This is a genomic window from Arenimonas sp. (assembly GCF_035312645.1).
Classification (GTDB): Bacteria; Pseudomonadota; Gammaproteobacteria; order Xanthomonadales; family Xanthomonadaceae; genus Arenimonas.
The window spans coordinates 1-17,941 of the sequence record NZ_DATGBO010000101.1 but is presented as its reverse complement, the minus strand read 5'-3'; the positions used below and the strand labels follow the sequence as shown (position 1 = coordinate 17,941).

Below are 17,941 nucleotides of genomic sequence, written 5' to 3'. Positions count from 1 at the left end.
CGCGTTCGTGCGGGGTCGTTGCGGTATCGGGTATTCGAAGAAAGGAGAGGGCAGCATGGCGAAATACTCGCGCGGGTTCGATCTCGATGCCGCCGCCGCGCATCTGGCCAAACGCGACCGCAAGTTCGGCAAGTGGATCGAGCGCATCGGGCCGATCACGCCGGAAGGCTGGCACAAGCCTTTCGAAACCGTCGATTCGCTGGCGCGTTCGATCCTCTACCAGCAATTGTCCGGCAAGGCGGCAGCGACGATCGTCGGCCGCGTCGAAGTCGCGATCGCCGCGAAAAAGCTTTCGCATCTGGCACTGGCACGTGTGGACGACCCGGCGTTGCGCGCCTGCGGCGTGTCCGGCAACAAGGTGCTGGCGCTGCGCGACCTCGCCGGGCGCGCCGAACGCGGCGAAATCCCGACCTCACGCGAACTGCTGTCGTTGCACGAGGACGAAATCATCAAGCGCCTGGTGGCCGTGCGCGGCATCGGCCGCTGGACGGTCGAGATGATGCTGATGTTCCGCCTCGGCCGCCCCGACATCCTGCCGATCGATGATCTCGGCGTGCGCAAGGGCGCGCAGGTTCTCGACAAGCTCGAGATCATGCCGACGCCGAAGGAATTGGCGCTGCGCGGGGAGAAGTGGGGCCCGTACCGCACGCTCGCCGGTTTGTATCTGTGGCGCATCGCCGATTCGATTGCCGAGGCGAAGAGCGAGGCGAAGGCGAAAGTCGTGGTGAAGGGGAAAAGCGCTGCCGGGAAAACTCTCGCCGCGAAAAAGGTCGCAGCGAAAAAGGTCGCCGCGAAGAAGAAGGTGAAGCGGTCGCAGGATTGAGGGCGATGGAGGGTGATGGCTTGAAGCGATCGCGCTCGTGAGCGCTCCTACGAAGGGGCGTGGTACCAGTGCCAGGGCTCATACACGATGCCGTGCGGGTTGCCGCGCGGATAGCTCATCACGAAGCCGAAATCGCCGGCATGCACCTGCAGCCAGGAAAACGCCGGCGTTTTCTCGAAGGATTCTTCGGCGGGCGCTTCGCCGGGGGTGCCGATGTCGAGGGCGCGGCCGCTGTGGTGTTCGGAAAATCCGGGCGCGGCATTGACGGCGAGGATTTCCGCCACCGTCTGGCCGCGCGCGAGCTTGCGGCGGAATATGCCGAGTTGGTAATCGTGACTGCGGTAGCCGGAGATCGCATCGAGGACGATGCCGTCGCTTCCGGCGGCCGCGCGCATTTTTTTCCAAGCATGTGCGGCAGCGGCGGTCAGCCATAGCGGCCGCGCGTAGCGATCGCGCCCGGCGAACGCCAGCGAGCTCGGTTCCGCGACCAGGGGCAGGCCGCTGCGTTCGCCGTAGTCGCGTTCGTCGAGATCGAGCGCGTGCAATCGTTGCAGCAGACCGCTGAGGTCGCGCGGGGATTCGCCAGCGGCGTCGGCGGCGGCGAGCGCGAACAGATCGTCGCGCAATGCCGGCGTCAACACGCCGCGCTGCAATTCGGCGACGACATCGCCGCGCCGCACCGCCAGGAAACGGCCATCGCGTTTGCGCCGGATCAGCCAGTCAGCCTGTGCCAACGCACGCGCAGTGGCATTGCCGCGCGCACGCGCCAATGCGGCGGGAATCGCTTCGAGGCTTTCGCCGTTGATCAGTCGCCAGTCGGCTGGATGCATGTGGGCAGACTAGCCGGCGCTTCCGCGGCTGTCACCCGCGGGCATTGCGCAGGGCTTCAAGCAGGGCATCGGGGCGCTGCGGGCTGAGCAGGATGACGCTGCCGTCGCGCTTTGGAAGGACCAGCACGCGTTTCCAATCGGTCAGCAGGACCGTGGCGCGGCGGCGATCGCGCAGCCGGAACAGCCCGGAGCGGTAGCCGGGCAGGGCGCTGCCGGCAATCTTGAATATCGGCTGCAACTCCAGGCGTTCGTCGAGATTGACGATGCCCGCCTGCGCGAGATCGAGCTCGGCAAGTTTGATCATGCGCGGCCAGGGAAAGCGCCGCACGACGATGCCCTGATCGGAAACCTGGATCGTGCGCCGGTGCATGGTCCAGGCAAGCATGCCGGCGGTCAGCGGCATTATCAGCAGGGCTGGCGAGGCATACAGCCAATCGCGCGATCCTTTCGCCGCCAGCACCATCGCCGTGAGCATCGCCAGCGGCAGCACCAGCCCGATGAACAGCGGGAACATCCGGGCGAATTTTCCGGGCGGAACGATGGCGAATTCCTGCGTGGTCATGGCTTCATCCGAACGCGAGAGGTGCTAGCACGTGCAACACGAGATCGGCGCTGAAGTGCGCGAGCATCGCCGACTCGAGTCCGTGCTTCCAATACAACCAGCCGAAGACGAGGCCGCCGAGGCTGTTGAGGACGATGATGCGGGTGACGACGACGGCGTCGAGCGGCCACATCTGGGCGGCGGCGGGAAGATGCCCGGCGCCGAACAGCAGGGCGGCGGCGACGATCGCGATCCAGAAAATGCCGGCACGCGGACGGTTGCGCGTGAACAGCGACAGCGCCCAGACCAGCAAGGTCATCATGAACAGACGCAGCTGCAATTCTTCGCCAATGCCGCCGTAGAAGGAGGCGAGAAAGCCGACTGCCGCGCTGGCCTGTGCGGCGACCGCCGCCTGCGGATGCAGCGGCGCCGGCATGTGCGGCGCGAACAACGGATCGAGGCCGATCATCAGCAGGCCGGCGAACAGACCGAAAGCCATCGCCATCTGCCAGTGCAGACGCGGGCGTGGGCGACGGAACAGCAGCGCGCGCAGCCAGGGCGCATCGAGCCCGACGCGATGACCCATGCACAGGCCGAGAAAGGACAGGAGAGTCAGCAGAAGGGCAGCCTGCAGGCTTTGCAGAACAATCAATGCCGGCAGCGGTAGCCAATGCGGGATCTTCGCCAGCAGTTGCGGCATCACCACCAGCAGATAGGGAAACAACGCAGCGGTGGCCAAGGCCGCCAGCACGCCAAGAAAGCCCGCGAGCTTGAGGTCTTCCTTCAACGGAACGGGAGCGATGTCGATCAGAGAATCAGCGATAGGTTCGGACATGAGTGTGGCCAGCGGTGATCAGGCGGCGCGCTTGAAACTGGCGCGATAGCACAGCGTGCCGGGCAGCGGCAGCAGGCTGACGAGTTCCCAGCCCTGCAGGCCTTGCCGGTTGAGTTCTTCCTGCAGGCGTTCGGCATGTTGTTTACCGTTGCCGAAAATCTTCAGGCGGATGTCGACGACCTGGTATTGCCAGCGAGTGTTCGCGGTCATGGTCTGGGCTCGGTAGCGATCGGTGAGTGGCTGGATATTCGTGCCGGCGTTGCATCAGGATCCGGCGTCGCCGGTATCGCCGTCGCCGGGCATATCCGGCGATTTGACCCTTCCGCTTTTGCGCAGGGCATCGCGCAGCACGTATTCGATCTGGGCATTGAGCGAGCGCAGCTCGTCATCGGCCCAGCGCTGGACGGCGTCCAGCACCTGGGCGTTGATGCGCAGCGGATAGGCTTTCTTCTCGCTCATTGCCCGGACGCGGTCAGTTCGACTTGCGCTTGCGGAAGGCTGCCGTGGCGACAGCGGCGATCAGTACGACGATAAAAAGAGTGGTCATGGCGGGTCCTTGCTGATTAGTAGATTGAGCCGGTGTTGACGATGGGCTGGGTGCCGCGTTCGCCGCAGAGCACGACCAGCAGGTTGCTGACCATCGCGGCGCGACGTTCGGGATCGAGGTCGACGACGTTGCGCTTGGACAATTCCGACAGCGCCATCTCGACCATGCTGACCGCGCCTTCGACGATGCGGGTGCGGGCGGCGATGATCGCGCTGGCCTGCTGGCGCTGCAGCATCGCCTGGGCGATTTCCGGGGCGTAGGCGAGGTGGCTGATGCGCGCTTCCATCACCGTGACGCCGGCCTGGGCCAGACGCTCCTGGATTTCTTCGGTGAGGTGCTTGGAGATTTCCGTGGCGTGGCTGCGCAGGGAAATCTTGCCTTCCTCGTGCTGGTCGTACGGATAGTTGATCGCCATCGCGCGCAGCGCCGCTTCCGACTGGATGTGCACGAAGCTTTCGTAGTCGTCGACGTTGTAGACCGCCTCGGCCGAATCCACGACCTGCCAGACCACCACCGCGGCGATTTCGATCGGGCTGCCCTCGAGGTCGTTGACCTTGAGCTTGCTGCTTTCGAAGTTGCGCGTACGCAGCGAGATTTTCTTCGAGGCGTAGAAGGGATTGTTCCAGCGCAGGCCGGTTTCCTTGACGGTACCGACGTATTTTCCGAACAGGCTCAGCACCGCTGCCTGGTTGGGCTCGACCATGTAGAAGCCGCCGAGCATCACCACCAGTACCAAGCCGAGCAATGCGGCGAGGATGATCAGCACGACGCTTTGGCTGGCCGCACCGAATACCAGAGTGGCAGCGCAGGCGAGCAAGCCGAGCAGCAGGACCAGCAGCATCGCGATGCCAGGCAGGGAATGGGTTTCGTTCTCTCTCATGACGCGTTCTCCTAGGGACGGAGAAAAGATATCAAATTGATATCAAATGTCAAACAGAGGCCGAAGAAAATCTTAGAAGGAAAAGTAAATCCTTCAAAATCAGTAAGTTATTGTTTTACGTGAAAACGCAGAAGCGGCGTCGGCCGCTGCTCGCTGCCGATCAGCAGGCTGCTGCCATCGACGGAAAAGGCGATCGCCTCGGCCTGCGGCAGCCAGGGGTAATGAAGAATCTCGGGCGGCTGCGTCATCGCTGCGGGCCAGTCCTGGCCAGGCTGGCGCACGTAGAAATAGACGCTGTGGTAGTTGAGCACTGCGAGTACGCGGCCGTTCGGGCTGAGGTCGGCGCCGCTGACCTGCGATCGATAGCGGCCGTAGACCGGATTTTTTGTCAGCTCATCTTCGGAAGGTTGCGCGATTCCGGGCAGGGTGGCGATGCGTTGTGCGATTTGTATTCCTGCGGTTTGCCGTAGCGGCAAGCGGAACAATTCCGGCGGCACACGTTTTTTCGAAATCAGCAGCACCTCGCCTTTTGCCGCATCCACCGCGCTGGCTTCGCAGTCGCGAGCGCCGTCGGGCCAGCGGAATTCGATCGTCCAGGCCGGGCTGAGGCTGTCGCCGTCCTTGATGGTTTTCGGTTCCTCGATCACCAGCAGCGACAGCGTCTCGCGGATACCGCCGTTGTCGCCGGTGTCGGCGACCAGCAGGTAATGCTTTCCGTCGAGCTCGAAGGCATCGATGTCTTCCCAGTCGGTATTGGTCGCGCCGGTGACGTGGTAAGTCGCGACGCGCGTGCCGTCGGCCCTGATCAGCATCAGGTTGGCGGGGTTGCCGCTGTCGTTCTGCGCCCAATACAGGCCCGGATGCACACGCGACGCCGCGAGACCGCTGACTTCGTCGAGTTCCGGATCGGTGAGGCTGCCGGCGTATTCCGCGTCGCTCCAGCCTGTAGCAGGTGGTGTCGGGGACAGCAGGCCCAGCAGCAGGAGTAAGGTCGTGGGAAGCATCGCGGCCGCTGTGAAAAGTCGATCGAGGATGCCAGAAAAGCGGCCGGCTTAGAACCGGCTGCCGCTACAATCGCAGGCCGTCCACTGCCGCCAAAACCATGACCCAGCCTGCGAATCCCACCGTTCCCGTGCGTCTTGGCACGCCGCTTACTGCTACCGCCACGCGTGTGCTGATGCTCGGCTCCGGCGAGCTGGGCAAGGAAGTGGTGATCGAACTGCAGCGCCTGGGCGTGGAAGTGATCGCCGCCGATCGCTACGACAATGCACCGGCCATGCAGGTCGCGCATCGCTGCCATACCTTGAACATGCTCGATCCCGCGGCGCTGCGCGACCTGATCGCACACGAAAAACCGCATCTCGTCGTACCCGAGATCGAAGCCATCCATACACCGACGCTGGTCGAGCTCGAGCGCGATGCCGGCGTGCGCGTGATCCCGACCGCACGCGCCGCACGCCTGACCATGGATCGCGAAGGCATCCGCCGGCTTGCTGCGGAAACGCTGGGTCTGCCGACCTCGCCATATCGCTTCGTCGATACGCTTGAGGACTATCGCGCTGCCGTCGCCGCGATTGGATTGCCCTGCGTGGTCAAACCGGTGATGAGTTCCTCGGGCAAGGGCCAGAGCACGGTGCGCACGGCCGAGCAGATCGATGCGGCCTGGGAATATTCGCAAAGCGGCGGTCGTGCCGGCCAGGGGCGCGCCATCGTCGAGGGATTCATCGCCTTCGATTACGAAATCACCTTGCTGACCGTGCGCCACGCTGGCGGCACCGATTTCTGCGCGCCGATCGGTCACCTGCAGGTCGACGGTGACTATCGCGAAAGCTGGATGCCGCAGCCGATGTCGGCGCGTGCGCTGGAACGCGCGCAGGAAATCGCGCAAAAAGTCACCGACGATCTTGGCGGCTACGGCGTGTTCGGCGTCGAGTTGTTCGTGCAGGGCGATGAGGTCTGGTTTTCGGAAGTTTCGCCGCGTCCGCACGACACCGGTCTGGTAACGCTGGTGGCGCAGGATCTGTCGCAGTTCGCGCTGCATGCGCGCGCGATTCTCGGCCTGCCGATTCCGGTGATTCGCTCACATGGTGCAGCGGCGTCTTGCGCCGTGCTCGCGCATGGGGAGGGCGTGCCGGTGTTCTCCGGCGTCGATGCCGCGCTCGCCGAACCCGACACGGCATTGCGCCTGTTCGGCAAGCCGCGCGTCGAAGGTCATCGTCGCGTCGCCGTGACACTGGCGCTGGCCGAAGATATCGAACAGGCTCGCGCCAAGGCCCGCCGCGCCGCCGCGGCACTCCACATCACCCTGACCTGAGGCCAGCACGACGATGAGCGAACACGAATCCTATGCCGTCTTCTTTCACGCCACCGCGCTGGACGCTCTGGGCGATGCGATCAAGCCGTATCTGTCGGATGGCCCGGCCGGTCAGCACGTGCAGTGCGTCGGCCTGGATACCGGCGGCGCGTTCTGCGAGATGAACATCCACAGCCAGAACGCCAATGGCAAGTCGATCGAAATCGAATTGATGGTGCCGACCGCGATGATCCGCATGATCGTTTCGACCAGCGACGGCAACGCGGGCTTCGGCTTTACCTGAGCGGGAAAATCGCGGCGAATTTCAGCGGGTGCGCGCAGTTCCGCGCCGAAATTTTCAGCCGCCGGCACAAACGCCTCAACGGATATCGACCCAGACCATATGGTGGTCGGTCGCGCCTATCCAGTCGGCGCCGGGGTCGCCCGGTTTCGGCCAGAACACGCCGCTGGCCACGACGCTGAAACCGCTCGACGGCAGCACGTAATCCAGGCGCAGGTTGCCGACCTGCGGGCCGAAATCGCCGGTGTCGTGCGCATGCGCGCCGCGATGCTTCAGATTGGCGCCGCCTGCGGCCAGCGCCGACACGACTGCGCCTTCACTGACGGGCGTGGCGTAACGCAGCACGCGCGGATTCTCCAGCAACTGCTGGATCGCGCCGGGCACGCCGTCGCCATCGACGGGGTCGGCGTTGTGATCGCCGGCAATGACGAAGCGCTGGTCCGCCGGCAATCCGCCACAGCGACCTTGATCGTCGCAGAGCCAGGATTTCTCGCCGGGCGAAATATATTCGGCCCAGAGACGGATCTCGTCGTGATTGCGCAGGCCGTTGCGATTTTCGGGGCCATCGAACACCGGCGGCGTCGGGTGGTGCACCAGAAAATGCAGCAGCCCCTGCGGCGTGCGGATGGGCACGTCCCAATGCGACTTCGAACTCAGGCGAAACACCGCCCATTGTTCTGGCGTATACCAGGGCTGGCCGCTTTTCGGATCGATCGGCGCGCGTGCCTGCGGCATGTCTTTCCAGCGCAGCAACTGGAAGGTACGCACCTGCTCGCTGGCGATCGGAAAATGCGAAAGCACCAACATGCCGTACTGGCCGGGATGCAGGCCGAAGCCGAAGGCGTCGTCGCCGCCGGCGACCTTGCCGTCGCGATTGAAATCCATGCCGGAGGGCACGCCGGTGTTGACCGGCGCGAGGTAGCGGTACTCGTAATGGATCGGTGCCTGGCCGAATTGCCCGACCTCGAGATAGTCGTGCTGGAACAGGTCGGCGGCGACATGGGCGTCGTCGTAGTCGAATTCGTTGAGCAGCAGGATGTCCGGGCGTTGGTGCTGGATCACCGCGGCAATCCTGCGCGCCTGTTCTTCGCCCTTGCGCAGTCGTGCGATCAGTCCGCCGTCGTGATCGTCGTAAAGCGAGGTGTTGTAAGTGGCCACGCGCAGTGTCGCTGCCGGGTTTTGTGCAGGCTTGTTCATCGTTGCAGGACCGGTTGAACAGCCAAAAGAAAACAGGATGGTCGCAGCAAGCAAACCCGCCCTCGCAGGAGCGCTCACGAGCGCGATTCTTGCAACTGCGAAAATCCGCGTCATTGCGGGCGACAACGTCAAGCGGACCTCCGCCATTCCCTTCCCTCGAGAAATTCCAGCGGTCGGAAGCCCTGTTTGTAATGCATCTTCGGATGCTGATCGAGCCAGAAACCGAGATACAGATGTTGGCGATCCTCGCGTCGCGCACGTTCGATCTGCGCAAGGATCGCGTAGGTGCCAAGACTGCGCGCGGCCTGTTCGGGGGCGTAGAAGGTGTAGACCGCCGACAGCGCGTCAGGCAACACGTCGGTCACGGCGACGGCGAGCAATTGGTCGCCGCAGAAAATCTCCATGAATTCGGTCGGGCTCCAGGCGCAGGCGAGGAAGCCATCGAAATCCACCGGCATCGGCGCATCCATGCCGCCGCCGGCATGGCGGGTATCGACGTAGCGACGGTACAGGTCGAAGGTTTCGCTGGTGCGCCGCGCCGGGCTTATCCGCACATGCAGGTCGGCATTGCGCGCCAGGCATCGGCGCTGGCTGCGGCTGGACTGGAATTCGCGCACCGGAATGCGCACGGCGACACAGGCACGACAGGCGCTGCAATGCGGACGATAGACATGGCCGCCGGAACGACGGAAACCCAAGGCCAGCGCGCTTGGATAGAGCGAGGGCAGGGAAGGGTCGGAAGGATCGAGCACCAGGTCGCGTGCCAACCGTTCCGGCCAGTAGCCGCAGCCATGCTCGGCGGTCTGGAAGACGCGGATATTGTGCTGGGTGCCCATGCCCGGATTCTATGCCCGGTTTGCTGCGGCGTGCGCGCAGCGCGCTACGAAACCACGCCCATGTGTTCGCCGAGGCGGGTCGGGGTTTCGCTGGCGAGGGTGTCGAGGGTGATGCCGGTTTTGGGCAGCAACACGATCACGGTCGAGCCGTAGTTGAAGCGCGCCATTTCCGCGAAGCGTTCCAGGCGGATGTTCTGGCCGCGGAAATCGCGACGCAGCGGACGCGAGGCGTACTTGGGAATGTTTACGCCGTTCCACACGGTCTCCACGCCGGAAACCAGCAGCGCACCGACCATCACCATCGCCATCGGGCCGTGGTCGGTATCGAAATGACAGACCAGGCGTTCGTTGCGCGCGAACAAGCGCGGGATCGCGCGCACGCCCCAAGGCGCGACGGTGAACAGCCGCCCGGGCACGTGCAGGGTTTCGGTCAACGTACCTGCCCAGGGCATGTGCACGCGGTGATAGTCGCGCGGCGACAGATAGATGTTGGCGAACCAGCCGTCGGCGAAGGGCGCCGCTGCGGCGTCATCGCCCAGCAATTCGGCGGCGGTGAATGCCTGGCCCTTGGCCTGGAAAATGCGCCCGGCTTCGATGCGGCCGATCTGGCTGATCTTGCCGTCGGCCGGCATCAGCAGCGCCTGCGGATCGGCATCGGGCGTGCGCACGCCAGGCTTGAGCGCGCGGGTGAAGAAGGCATTGAAGCTCGCGTAATTCCTCGGTTCGGGGTCGGCGGCTTCGCTCATGTCGACATTGAATTTGCGGATCACCAGCGCGATCAGCCAATTCTTGAAGAACCCCACCTCGCAGCGCGCGGTCCACAGCGCCAATCGCGACAGCAGCCGATGCGGCAGTACGTACTGGAAAAAAACCGCCGGGCTCATCGTTTCTGCTCCGTCAGCAGGCGCAGGTCGCTGGCGATGTCGGCCGGCACCAGTGGCGGCCGGATCAGGCCGGCCTGTCTGCCCTCGGGATCGAGCACGATCATTGTTGCCGAATGATCCATCGTGTAACCGGCACCTTCCAACGGCACCTTCATGTAGACCAGCCCCAGCGACTGCGCGAAATCATGCAGCGCCGGTTCGGCGGTGGTCGCTGTCAGCGTGTCGGCGTGGAAGTGGTGGGCGTAGTCGCCTAGGATCTGTGGCGTATCGCGCTCGGGATCGACCGAAACAAACAGCAGCCGCGGTCGCGTCGCTGCCGGCATGCGTTCCCATTCCTTCTGCGCCTTGGCGAGGTCGGCGAGCGTGGTCGGGCAGACGTCCGGGCATTGTGTGAAGCCGAGAAAGACCAGCGTCCAGTGACCGCGCAAGGTCGCTGGCGTGAGCTCGCTGCCATCGGCCTGGGTCAATCGGTAATCAGGCAGTGCGCGCGCCGGCTGGATCAGGCGGACGGCTTTCAACGCCGGAGCAGGCGCGGCGGCGGGCGTTGCCGGTGCGTGGAAATACTTCTGCGCCAGCGTCAATCCGAGTCCCGCGGCGAGCGCGCCGGCGATCAGGAAGAGGGTGGTCTTGTTGGCGAAACCGGCGGATCGGGATGCGTTCATGGCGCAAATTATAGCGATCAGGCCGTTATACTGCCGCCTTGCGCCTTTCCGACGGTCATCATGAGCGCCGAACTCGTCACCATCATCGATTTCATCCGCTACGGCGCCAGCCGTTTCGGGGCCGCCGGACTGAGTTTCGGCCACAGTTACGACAACGCCCTCGACGAGGCCACGCAGCTGGTGCTGCATGCCCTGCACCTGCCGCACGACACCAGCCCGGTCTATGGCCAGGCCAAATTGGTTGCCGAGGAAAAAGCCCGCGTGCTGGCGCTGTTCGACCGTCGCGTCGACGAACGCATCCCGGCCTGTTACCTCACCGGTGAGGCCTGGTTCGCCGGCCTGAGTTTCAAATCCGACCCGCGCGCGCTGGTGCCGCGTTCGCCGATCGCCGAGTTGATCGAATCGGGTTTCGAGCCCTGGCTCGGTGGTCGCCCCATCGAACGCGTACTCGACCTGTGCACCGGTTCGGGCTGCATCGCGATCGCGACCGCGCACTACAACCCGGACTGGCAGGTCGATGCCGTCGATATTTCCGAAGACGCGCTGGCGCTGGCGAAGGAAAATGTCGAACGCCTGGAAACACCGAACGTGCGTCTTGTGCATTCCGATTTGTTCCGCGGCCTGGATGGCGAGGTCTACGACCTGATCGTGACCAATCCGCCCTATGTCACCCATGCCGAAACCGATGCGCTGCCGAAAGAGTATTCGCACGAGCCCGAACTCGGCCTGCGCGCCGGCGACGATGGCCTGGATCTCGCCCTGGAAATCCTGCGCGATGCGCCCGAGCACCTGTCCGAGCACGGGCTGTTGATCTGCGAAGTCGGCGAGAGCGAGCAGCACTTGATCAAATTGTTGCCCGAACTGCCGTTCGCCTGGGTCGAGTTCAAGGTCGGGCAGATGGGCATCTTCGCGATCGAGCGCGAACACATCGTCGCGCACCACGCGAAGATCAAGCAGCTCGCCGACGCGCGCCGCTGACCGGAACGACACGCACGTGGCCAGCAATTCCTTCGGGAAACTCCTCACCGTCACCACCTTCGGCGAAAGCCACGGAGCGGCGATCGGTTGCGTGATCGATGGTTGCCCCCCGGGCATCGCGATCACGGCGGAAGAATTCGCCCACGACCTGCAACGTCGCGCGACCGGCAAGAGCCGGCATACCTCGCAGCGCCACGAGGCCGACGAAGTCGAAATTCTGTCCGGAGTCTACGAAGGCCGGACCACCGGTACGCCGATCGCGTTGCTGATCCGCAACACCGATGCGCGCAGCAAGGACTACGACAAGATCGTCGAACAGTTCCGTCCCGGCCATGCCGATTACACCTATTGGCAGAAGTACGGCATCCGCGATCCGCGTGGCGGTGGCCGCAGTTCCGCGCGCGAAACCACGATGCGCGTTGCTGCGGCGGTGATCGCCAAGAAATGGCTGGCGGAAAAACACGGCATCCGCGTGCGTGCGCATGTCGCGCAGATCGGCGAAATCCGTCCGCGTTCCTTTGATGCGTCTGTAGTCGAAGACAACGCGTTCTTCTGGCCGGACGCAGCGCAGGTGCCGGAGCTGGAAAGTTTCATGGATGCGCTGCGCAAATCCGGCGATTCGGTCGGCGCGCGTATCGATGTCGTCGCCGACAACGTGCCGCCGGGTTGGGGCGAACCGATTTACGGCAAGCTCGACGGCGAGCTTGCTGCCGCGATGATGTCGATCAATGCCGTCAAGGGCGTCGAGATCGGCGCCGGTTTCGCCAGCATCACGCAGAAAGGCAGCGAGCATCGCGACGAACTCGGTCGCGACGGCTTCCGCAGCAATCACGCTGGCGGCATCCTCGGCGGCATTTCCAGCGGCCAGGCGATCACCTGCTCAGTCGCGTTCAAGCCGACTTCGAGCCTGCGTCTGCCCGGTCACACCGTCGATGTCGAAGGTCGCGAAGTCGAGGTCGTCACCACCGGTCGCCACGACCCCTGCGTCGGCCTGCGCGCCGCGCCGATCTGCGAGGCGATGATGGCGCTGGTGCTGATGGACCAGGCGCTGCGCCATCGTGCGCAATGCGGCGACGTCGGGGAAGTTTCCCCGCGCATTCCCGGTGCCGTGCAATGAGCGCCGAGTTTCGTCCGATCAACGCAAGCAAAAAACGCGTGGCGCGAAAACGCCGGTCGGGGCGCATTCCCGTGACCGCTAGCTTCCGTTCCTAGCCGCGCCCCGATCGCAAGGTCCCGAATTTCTCCGCACGCGCCACGCGCGACGCTCAAACCCTTCAAGAAAAGACCATGACCCAGACCTATACCGTTGCAGTTGTCGGTGCCACTGGTGCCGTCGGCGAAGTGATGCTCTCGATCCTTCACGAGCGCAGGTTTCCGATCAAGGAAATCATCGCGCTGGCCAGCGAACGTTCCGCCGGCGAAAAAGTCGATTTCGGCAACCAGAAACTCACCGTGCGCGATCTCGCCACGTTCGATCCGAAAGGCGTGGACATCGCGCTGTTCTCGGCAGGCGGTGCGATTTCCAAACAGTACGCGGCGAAATTCGCCGCCGCCGGCGCGATCGTGATCGACAACAGCTCGGCCTTCCGCATGGACGATGACGTGCCGCTGGTGGTCGCCGAGGTGAATCCGGAAGCATTGAGCAACATTCCACGCGGCATCGTCGCCAACCCCAATTGTTCGACCATGCAGATGCTGGTCGCGCTGGCGCCGATCCACCGTGCGGTGGGCATCGAGCGCATCAACGTGGCGACCTACCAGTCGGTGTCCGGCGGCGGTCGTTCGGCGATGGAAGAACTGGGCAAGCAGACGGCCGCGATCATGGGTTTCAAGGATCCGGATCCGCAGCGCTTCCCGGTGCAGATCGCCTTCAATCTGATCCCGCACATCGACGATTTCATGGACAACGGTTACACCCGGGAAGAAATGAAGCTGGTCTGGGAGACGCAGAAGATCCTCGGCGACAAGAACATCCAGGTGAACCCCACTGCGGTGCGCGTGCCGGTGTTCTTCGGTCACTCCGAGGCCGTGCACATCGAGACGCGCAACAAGATCAGCGCCGATGAGGCGCGCGCCTTGCTGGAAAAGGCGCCGGGCGTGGTCGTGGTCGACGAGCGCAAGCCAGGCGGCTACCCGACGCCGGTGACCCACGCCTCGGGCAAGGATCCGGTGTTCGTGGGCCGCATCCGTGAGGACGTGTCGCATCCGCGCGGGCTGGATCTGTGGGTGGTTTCGGACAATATCCGCAAGGGCGCGGCGCTCAATGCGGTCCAATTAGCTGAGCTTGTGTTGAAAAATCGCGCGTAAACGGTTCTCATCACAGTAATTGTTCCCGTGGTTGCCGGCCCCCGCCGGCGCCCCGGGTCATTCATCTGGGGAGAAGCTTCAAGTGAAAACTCGGCATTTAACGCTACCGCTCGCCCTGTCCCTGGCCTTGGCGGCGCCCTCGCTGCAGGCGATGGGACTGGGCCAGCTGCAAGTCAAATCCGGCTTGAACCAGCCCCTGGTCGCCGAAATCCCGATTCTCTCGGCCACGCCCGCCGAACTCGAGCGCCTCGATGTGCGCCTGGCGTCGCCCGAGGCTTTCGCTCGCGTCGGCCTGGATCGCCCCGGCGACCTGACCGCGAATTTGCAATTCAGCATCGGCAAGAATGCCAAGGGCCAGCCGGTGATCCGGGTTTCGACCCCGGGCAAATTCCAGGAGCCCTTCCTGAGCTTCCTGATCGAGGCCGACTGGGGCAAGGGCGCGGTGACCCGTGAATACACGGCGCTGATCGACCCGCCCTATATCGCCCAGGCCGTGATTCGCCCGATGGCCGCACCGGTCGCTGTGGCTCCGGCTCCCGAACCGATGCCGGCCCCGCCGCCAGCGCCGGAGCCCGCGCCAACCCAGGCCGCGCCGGTCAGCGCGCCCGAACCCGTCGCAGTCGCTCCGGCTCCCGAGCCGATGCCTGCGTCGCCGCCTGTTTCCGAGCCTGCTCCGCAGCCCGTCGCCAGCGCGCCGCCTGAGCCGGCCCCGACGCCGGAGCCCGCGGCTCCGGAACCTGCACCCGCAGCTGCACCTGCACAACCGGGACAGGTCGGACCGATCGGCGCCGGCCAGACGCTGTGGTCGATCGCCAACCAGTCGCGTCCGGATGCGGGCGTGTCGGTCAACCAGATGATGCTGGCTTTGCTGCGCGCCAACCCCGAGGCTTTCGACCAGGACAACATCAACCGCCTCAAGAGTGGCTCGGTGCTGCGCATTCCGAGCCGTGAGGAAGTCACCACTCTTTCGCCCGAACAAGCGGCAACGCTGGTCCGCGAACAGGCCAGCGCCTGGCGCACACCGCGCCAGCCGGTACCGCAGCCTGCAGAAACCGCCGCCGAGCAGACACCCGCTCCTGCGCCCGAATCGGCACCAGCGCCTGCGGCTGCGCCGAGGCCGCCGCGCGTTGCCTCGCATCCGGCCGCCCGCTCGCACGCGTCGCGCCTGGAAATCGTTCCGCCCTCGGGCGCGGCCAGTGCCCGCGGTGCGCAGTCGGGCGCCGCTGCCGGCGCCGGCGGTACCGAGCTGCGTGCGCAGCTGAGCCAGGCCCGCGAAGACCTCGCCGCACGCACTGCGGAAGTGAAGGAATTGAAATCGCAGGTTGGCGATCTGGAAAAAATGAATGCTGATCGCCAGCACATGATCGATGTGCAGAACAGCGATCTGAAAGCGATGCAGGATCGCCTCAAGCAACTCGAGGATGCGCAGGCTGCCGCCTCAGGCGTGCCTGCGCCGTCGGCGAGCGCCGCGCTTGCGGCCTCGGCCTCGGTAGCGTTGCCGACGCCGGCAACCACTGCGGCTGCCACGCCGGCCGAAGTGAAGCCGGCGGAAACGAAGCCGGAAGCGGCAGCTGCTGCACCCGCCGCCGAAGCCGAGCCGATCTACATGAATCCGTATCTGTGGGCAGGCGGTGCCCTGATTTTGATCGGAGGCCTGGTGTTCGCCATGCGTCGCGGCAAGCGTGGCGAGCCGGAAGTGGTCGATGCCCCGCGTCGCATCTCCGACGACGACGCCCTGCGCGCCAGCCTGGCCCAGACCCGTGTCGGCAAGGCCGTGCCCGCCGATGCGCCAGCCCCGACGCCGTCGCCCGCCAAGGCGCCGGCTGCCAAAGAACCGACCCCGGCTGTCGATACCCAGCGCAACAGTCTCGAAGCTGCGGTGAAATCGCGGCCGCAGGATCTCGAAGCGCATCTGAGCCTGCTGCGTCTGTTCCATTCCCGCGGCAACTCCGCCGATTACGAAGCCGCCGCGCAGGCGATGCGCATGCAGGTGTCGAGCACGATGGATCCGCGCTGGCGCGAAGCCGTGGTCATGGGCGCAGCCCTGATGCCGGGGCACCCGCTGTTCAGTCAGGCCGGCTGGAATTCGACGCGCATGGATGCGGATGCACCAGCCGCCGCCGCACCTGCTCCTGCCTCACCCGCACCCGCACCCGCACCCGCACCCGCACCGGTCGTCGCTGCACCTGTCGTTGCTCCGCCGGTGGCGAAAAAGCCCGAGCCGACACCTGCGCCCGCACCGCCACCACCACCGACTCCCGCACCGGCACCAGTCGCAGCAACGAATTCGCTGGATTTCAGCGATGACGGCGGTGCCGCCGACGATTTCGCCGCATCCAGCGAAATCAGTTTCGAACACGACGCCGGCCGCGCCGATGCGGCGATGTCCTCGGCAATGGATCTGCATCGCAACGAGGCCGAGTTGATGGTCGAGGACGAAGCCGGCGCAACTCGCATCGAGTTGGCCAAGGCCTATCTCGACATCGGTGATCTCGAGGGTGCACGCAGCATGCTCGAGGAAGTCATGGCTGAAGGCAGCGTATCGGCGAAAGCCGCTGCCGCCCGCATCCTCAAGGAAATCGGTTGAGCCCGCGGGCTCGACCGCGAAAATCGCAAAGCGCAAGTAGGTAATCATGAAATCTGCAGTAGTCACCGGCATCACCGGTCAGGACGGCGCCTATCTGGCGCAGTTGCTCCTCGCCAAGGGCTATCGCGTGTACGGCACGTATCGCCGCACCAGCTCGGTCAATTTCTGGCGCATCGAGGAGCTCGGCATCCAGGACGACGCCAACCTGCACCTGATCGAGCACGACCTGCTCGATTTCGGCTCCAGTGTGCGTCTGCTCGAAACCAGCGAGGCAACCGAGGTTTACAACCTTGCCGCGCAGAGTTTCGTCGGTGTGTCCTTCGACCAGCCGATCGCCACCGCGCAGATCACCGGCATTGGCCCGCTGAATCTGCTCGAAGCGATCCGCCTGGTGAATCCGAAGATCCGCTTCTACCAGGCCTCGACTTCGGAAATGTTCGGCAAGGTCCAGGCCGTGCCGCAGATCGAGGAGACGCCGTTCTATCCGCGCAGCCCGTATGGCGTGGCCAAGTTGTACGCGCACTGGATCACGGTCAACTACCGCGAGTCCTACGACATCTTCGGCAGCAGCGGCATCCTGTTCAATCACGAATCGCCGCTGCGTGGTCGCGAGTTCGTCACGCGCAAGATCACCGATGCCGTCGCCAAGATCAAACTCGGCAAGCTCGACACGCTCGAGCTCGGCAACCTCGACGCCAAGCGCGACTGGGGTTACGCCAAGGATTACGTCGATGGCATGTGGCGGATGCTGCAGGCCGACCAGCCCGATACGTTCGTGCTGGCGACCAACCGCACCGAGACCGTGCGCGATTTCGTCACCATGGCGTTCCAGGGCGCGGGCATCGCGCTCGATTTCAAGGGCCAGGCCGAAGGCGAAACCGCCGTTTGCCGCGAAACCGGTCGTACGCTGGTGCGCATCAATCCGAAGTTCTACCGCCCCGCGGAAGTCGAATTGCTGATCGGCAATCCGGCCAAGGCCACCGCCAAGCTGGGCTGGAAGCCGACCACGACGCTGGAGCAGTTGTGCAAGATGATGGTCGACGCCGATATCACCAGGAATGAGCGTGGGTTCTCTTTCTGAGGTCAAAAGCGCGCCCGTCGCGCTGGTCACGGGCATCTGCGGTTTCACCGGTCGCTACCTGGCGCGCGAACTCGAAGACGCCGGCTATCGCGTTGTTGGTCTGACTCATCAGGCCAACAACGAAAGCAACTGGCTGACGGTCGATCTCACCGATCGTGCCGCCGCCGATGCCGCGATCGCCTCCGTGAAGCCCGACGTGGTCGTGCATCTGGCGGCGATCGCCTTCGTTGCGCACGGCGATGCCGATGCGATCTACCGCGTCAACGTGGTCGGCACGCGCAATCTGCTCGAGGCGTTGGCGAAATCCACGCACAAGCCGCGCGTCGTGGTGTTGGCGAGCAGTGCCAACATCTACGGCA

Annotated in this window: 18 protein-coding genes and 2 pseudogenes; 9 read left to right on the top strand and 11 right to left on the bottom strand. The window is 64.6% G+C overall.

Annotation, left to right across the window (positions count from 1 at the left end; translation table 11 throughout):
* Nucleotides 1–55: 55 nt before the first annotated feature.
* Nucleotides 56–682: pseudogene (locus tag VKM35_RS09300) on the top strand (DNA-3-methyladenine glycosylase family protein); the annotation flags it as partial.
* A 188-nt stretch (nucleotides 683–870) separates the two neighbouring features.
* On the opposite strand, the gene VKM35_RS09295 reads toward VKM35_RS09300, so the two are convergent.
* The 7 genes and pseudogenes from VKM35_RS09295 to VKM35_RS09265 all read right to left on the bottom strand — a co-directional run bounded on the left by VKM35_RS09295 (nucleotide 871) and on the right by VKM35_RS09265 (nucleotide 5,460).
* Nucleotides 871–1,653, bottom strand: a complete 783-nt coding sequence (locus VKM35_RS09295) for a M15 family metallopeptidase (RefSeq protein ID WP_324320692.1) — start codon at nucleotides 1,651–1,653, stop codon at nucleotides 871–873.
* Nucleotides 1,654–1,684: 31 nt separating this feature from the next.
* On the bottom strand, nucleotides 1,685–2,215 hold the full coding sequence (locus VKM35_RS09290) for a PH domain-containing protein (RefSeq protein WP_324320690.1): 531 nt from the start codon (nucleotides 2,213–2,215) through the stop codon (nucleotides 1,685–1,687).
* 4 nt (nucleotides 2,216–2,219) lie between these two features.
* Nucleotides 2,220–3,029, bottom strand: coding sequence for a CPBP family intramembrane glutamic endopeptidase (locus VKM35_RS09285; protein WP_324320689.1), 810 nt, complete (start codon nucleotides 3,027–3,029; stop codon nucleotides 2,220–2,222).
* Between the two features lie 18 nt (nucleotides 3,030–3,047).
* Entirely contained in the window at nucleotides 3,048–3,239 is a 192-nt protein-coding gene (locus VKM35_RS09280; protein ID WP_324320687.1) for a DUF4177 domain-containing protein, read from the bottom strand.
* 54 nt (nucleotides 3,240–3,293) lie between these two features.
* Complete coding sequence (locus VKM35_RS09275; protein WP_324320685.1) at nucleotides 3,294–3,488, bottom strand: Arc family DNA-binding protein; 195 nt, start codon at nucleotides 3,486–3,488, stop codon at nucleotides 3,294–3,296.
* 104 nt (nucleotides 3,489–3,592) lie between these two features.
* A pseudogene (locus tag VKM35_RS09270) lies at nucleotides 3,593–4,282 on the bottom strand (SPFH domain-containing protein); the annotation flags it as partial.
* 281 nt (nucleotides 4,283–4,563) lie between these two features.
* Nucleotides 4,564–5,460, bottom strand: a complete 897-nt coding sequence (locus VKM35_RS09265; RefSeq protein WP_324320681.1) for a hypothetical protein — start codon at nucleotides 5,458–5,460, stop codon at nucleotides 4,564–4,566.
* 98 nt (nucleotides 5,461–5,558) lie between these two features.
* Between VKM35_RS09265 and purT the strand changes: the two genes are divergently transcribed.
* Entirely contained in the window at nucleotides 5,559–6,770 is a 1,212-nt protein-coding gene (gene purT, locus VKM35_RS09260) for a formate-dependent phosphoribosylglycinamide formyltransferase (protein ID WP_324320679.1), read from the top strand.
* 13 nt (nucleotides 6,771–6,783) lie between these two features.
* On the top strand, nucleotides 6,784–7,053 hold the full coding sequence (locus VKM35_RS09255; RefSeq protein WP_324320677.1) for a hypothetical protein: 270 nt from the start codon (nucleotides 6,784–6,786) through the stop codon (nucleotides 7,051–7,053).
* A 75-nt stretch (nucleotides 7,054–7,128) separates the two neighbouring features.
* Here VKM35_RS09255 and VKM35_RS09250 read toward each other — a convergent pair whose 3' ends face one another.
* From VKM35_RS09250 to VKM35_RS09235, 4 genes are all read right to left on the bottom strand, one after another.
* Nucleotides 7,129–8,247 (bottom strand): endonuclease/exonuclease/phosphatase family protein, encoded by a 1,119-nt coding sequence (locus VKM35_RS09250; RefSeq protein ID WP_324320675.1) that lies wholly within the window; start codon nucleotides 8,245–8,247, stop codon nucleotides 7,129–7,131.
* A gap of 128 nt (nucleotides 8,248–8,375) precedes the next feature.
* Nucleotides 8,376–9,083: an arginyltransferase gene (locus VKM35_RS09245; RefSeq protein WP_324320673.1), complete on the bottom strand. Its 708-nt coding sequence runs from the start codon at nucleotides 9,081–9,083 to the stop codon at nucleotides 8,376–8,378.
* A gap of 44 nt (nucleotides 9,084–9,127) precedes the next feature.
* Nucleotides 9,128–9,967 (bottom strand): archaetidylserine decarboxylase, encoded by an 840-nt coding sequence (gene asd / locus VKM35_RS09240; RefSeq protein ID WP_324320671.1) that lies wholly within the window; start codon nucleotides 9,965–9,967, stop codon nucleotides 9,128–9,130.
* Complete coding sequence (locus VKM35_RS09235) at nucleotides 9,964–10,629, bottom strand: SCO family protein (protein WP_324320669.1); 666 nt, start codon at nucleotides 10,627–10,629, stop codon at nucleotides 9,964–9,966. Before VKM35_RS09235 ends, asd begins: the two co-directional genes overlap by 4 nt.
* A gap of 60 nt (nucleotides 10,630–10,689) precedes the next feature.
* Between VKM35_RS09235 and prmB the strand changes: the two genes are divergently transcribed.
* From prmB to VKM35_RS09205, 6 genes are all read left to right on the top strand, one after another.
* On the top strand, nucleotides 10,690–11,607 hold the full coding sequence (gene prmB / locus VKM35_RS09230) for a 50S ribosomal protein L3 N(5)-glutamine methyltransferase (RefSeq protein WP_324320667.1): 918 nt from the start codon (nucleotides 10,690–10,692) through the stop codon (nucleotides 11,605–11,607).
* Nucleotides 11,608–11,623: 16 nt separating this feature from the next.
* The gene (aroC, locus tag VKM35_RS09225) at nucleotides 11,624–12,724 is read left to right on the top strand and encodes a chorismate synthase (protein ID WP_324320665.1); all 1,101 of its coding nucleotides are present in this window, start codon (nucleotides 11,624–11,626) and stop codon (nucleotides 12,722–12,724) included.
* A 170-nt stretch (nucleotides 12,725–12,894) separates the two neighbouring features.
* Nucleotides 12,895–13,914 (top strand): aspartate-semialdehyde dehydrogenase, encoded by a 1,020-nt coding sequence (locus VKM35_RS09220; RefSeq protein WP_324320663.1) that lies wholly within the window; start codon nucleotides 12,895–12,897, stop codon nucleotides 13,912–13,914.
* An 82-nt stretch (nucleotides 13,915–13,996) separates the two neighbouring features.
* Nucleotides 13,997–16,501 carry a FimV/HubP family polar landmark protein gene (locus VKM35_RS09215; RefSeq protein WP_324320661.1) on the top strand — a complete coding sequence of 835 codons (2,505 nt, stop codon included), beginning with the start codon at nucleotides 13,997–13,999 and terminating at the stop codon, nucleotides 16,499–16,501.
* Between the two features lie 46 nt (nucleotides 16,502–16,547).
* On the top strand, nucleotides 16,548–17,582 hold the full coding sequence (gene gmd / locus VKM35_RS09210; protein ID WP_324320659.1) for a GDP-mannose 4,6-dehydratase: 1,035 nt from the start codon (nucleotides 16,548–16,550) through the stop codon (nucleotides 17,580–17,582).
* Nucleotides 17,566–17,941 (top strand): NAD-dependent epimerase/dehydratase family protein (locus tag VKM35_RS09205; protein WP_324320657.1); only part of this gene is annotated, 376 nt, incomplete at its 3' end. The genes gmd and VKM35_RS09205, both read left to right, overlap by 17 nt.

Excerpts from the sequence above, each read along its gene's own strand:
- VKM35_RS09295 (WP_324320692.1), bottom strand. The coding sequence starts at position 1,653 with ATGCATCCAGCCGACTGGCGACTGATCAACGGCGAAAGCCTCGAAGCG.
- asd (WP_324320671.1), bottom strand. The coding sequence starts at position 9,967 with ATGAGCCCGGCGGTTTTTTTCCAGTACGTACTGCCGCATCGGCTGCTG.
- VKM35_RS09250 (WP_324320675.1), bottom strand. The coding sequence starts at position 8,247 with ATGAACAAGCCTGCACAAAACCCGGCAGCGACACTGCGCGTGGCCACT.
- VKM35_RS09275 (WP_324320685.1), bottom strand. The coding sequence starts at position 3,488 with ATGAGCGAGAAGAAAGCCTATCCGCTGCGCATCAACGCCCAGGTGCTG.
- prmB (WP_324320667.1), top strand. The coding sequence starts at position 10,690 with ATGAGCGCCGAACTCGTCACCATCATCGATTTCATCCGCTACGGCGCC.
- VKM35_RS09255 (WP_324320677.1), top strand. The coding sequence starts at position 6,784 with ATGAGCGAACACGAATCCTATGCCGTCTTCTTTCACGCCACCGCGCTG.
- purT (WP_324320679.1), top strand. The coding sequence starts at position 5,559 with ATGACCCAGCCTGCGAATCCCACCGTTCCCGTGCGTCTTGGCACGCCG.
- VKM35_RS09265 (WP_324320681.1), bottom strand. The coding sequence starts at position 5,460 with ATGCTTCCCACGACCTTACTCCTGCTGCTGGGCCTGCTGTCCCCGACA.
- VKM35_RS09290 (WP_324320690.1), bottom strand. The coding sequence starts at position 2,215 with ATGACCACGCAGGAATTCGCCATCGTTCCGCCCGGAAAATTCGCCCGG.
- VKM35_RS09285 (WP_324320689.1), bottom strand. The coding sequence starts at position 3,029 with ATGTCCGAACCTATCGCTGATTCTCTGATCGACATCGCTCCCGTTCCG.
- VKM35_RS09245 (WP_324320673.1), bottom strand. The coding sequence starts at position 9,083 with ATGGGCACCCAGCACAATATCCGCGTCTTCCAGACCGCCGAGCATGGC.
- gmd (WP_324320659.1), top strand. The coding sequence starts at position 16,548 with ATGAAATCTGCAGTAGTCACCGGCATCACCGGTCAGGACGGCGCCTAT.
- VKM35_RS09235 (WP_324320669.1), bottom strand. The coding sequence starts at position 10,629 with ATGAACGCATCCCGATCCGCCGGTTTCGCCAACAAGACCACCCTCTTC.
- VKM35_RS09280 (WP_324320687.1), bottom strand. The coding sequence starts at position 3,239 with ATGACCGCGAACACTCGCTGGCAATACCAGGTCGTCGACATCCGCCTG.
- VKM35_RS09220 (WP_324320663.1), top strand. The coding sequence starts at position 12,895 with ATGACCCAGACCTATACCGTTGCAGTTGTCGGTGCCACTGGTGCCGTC.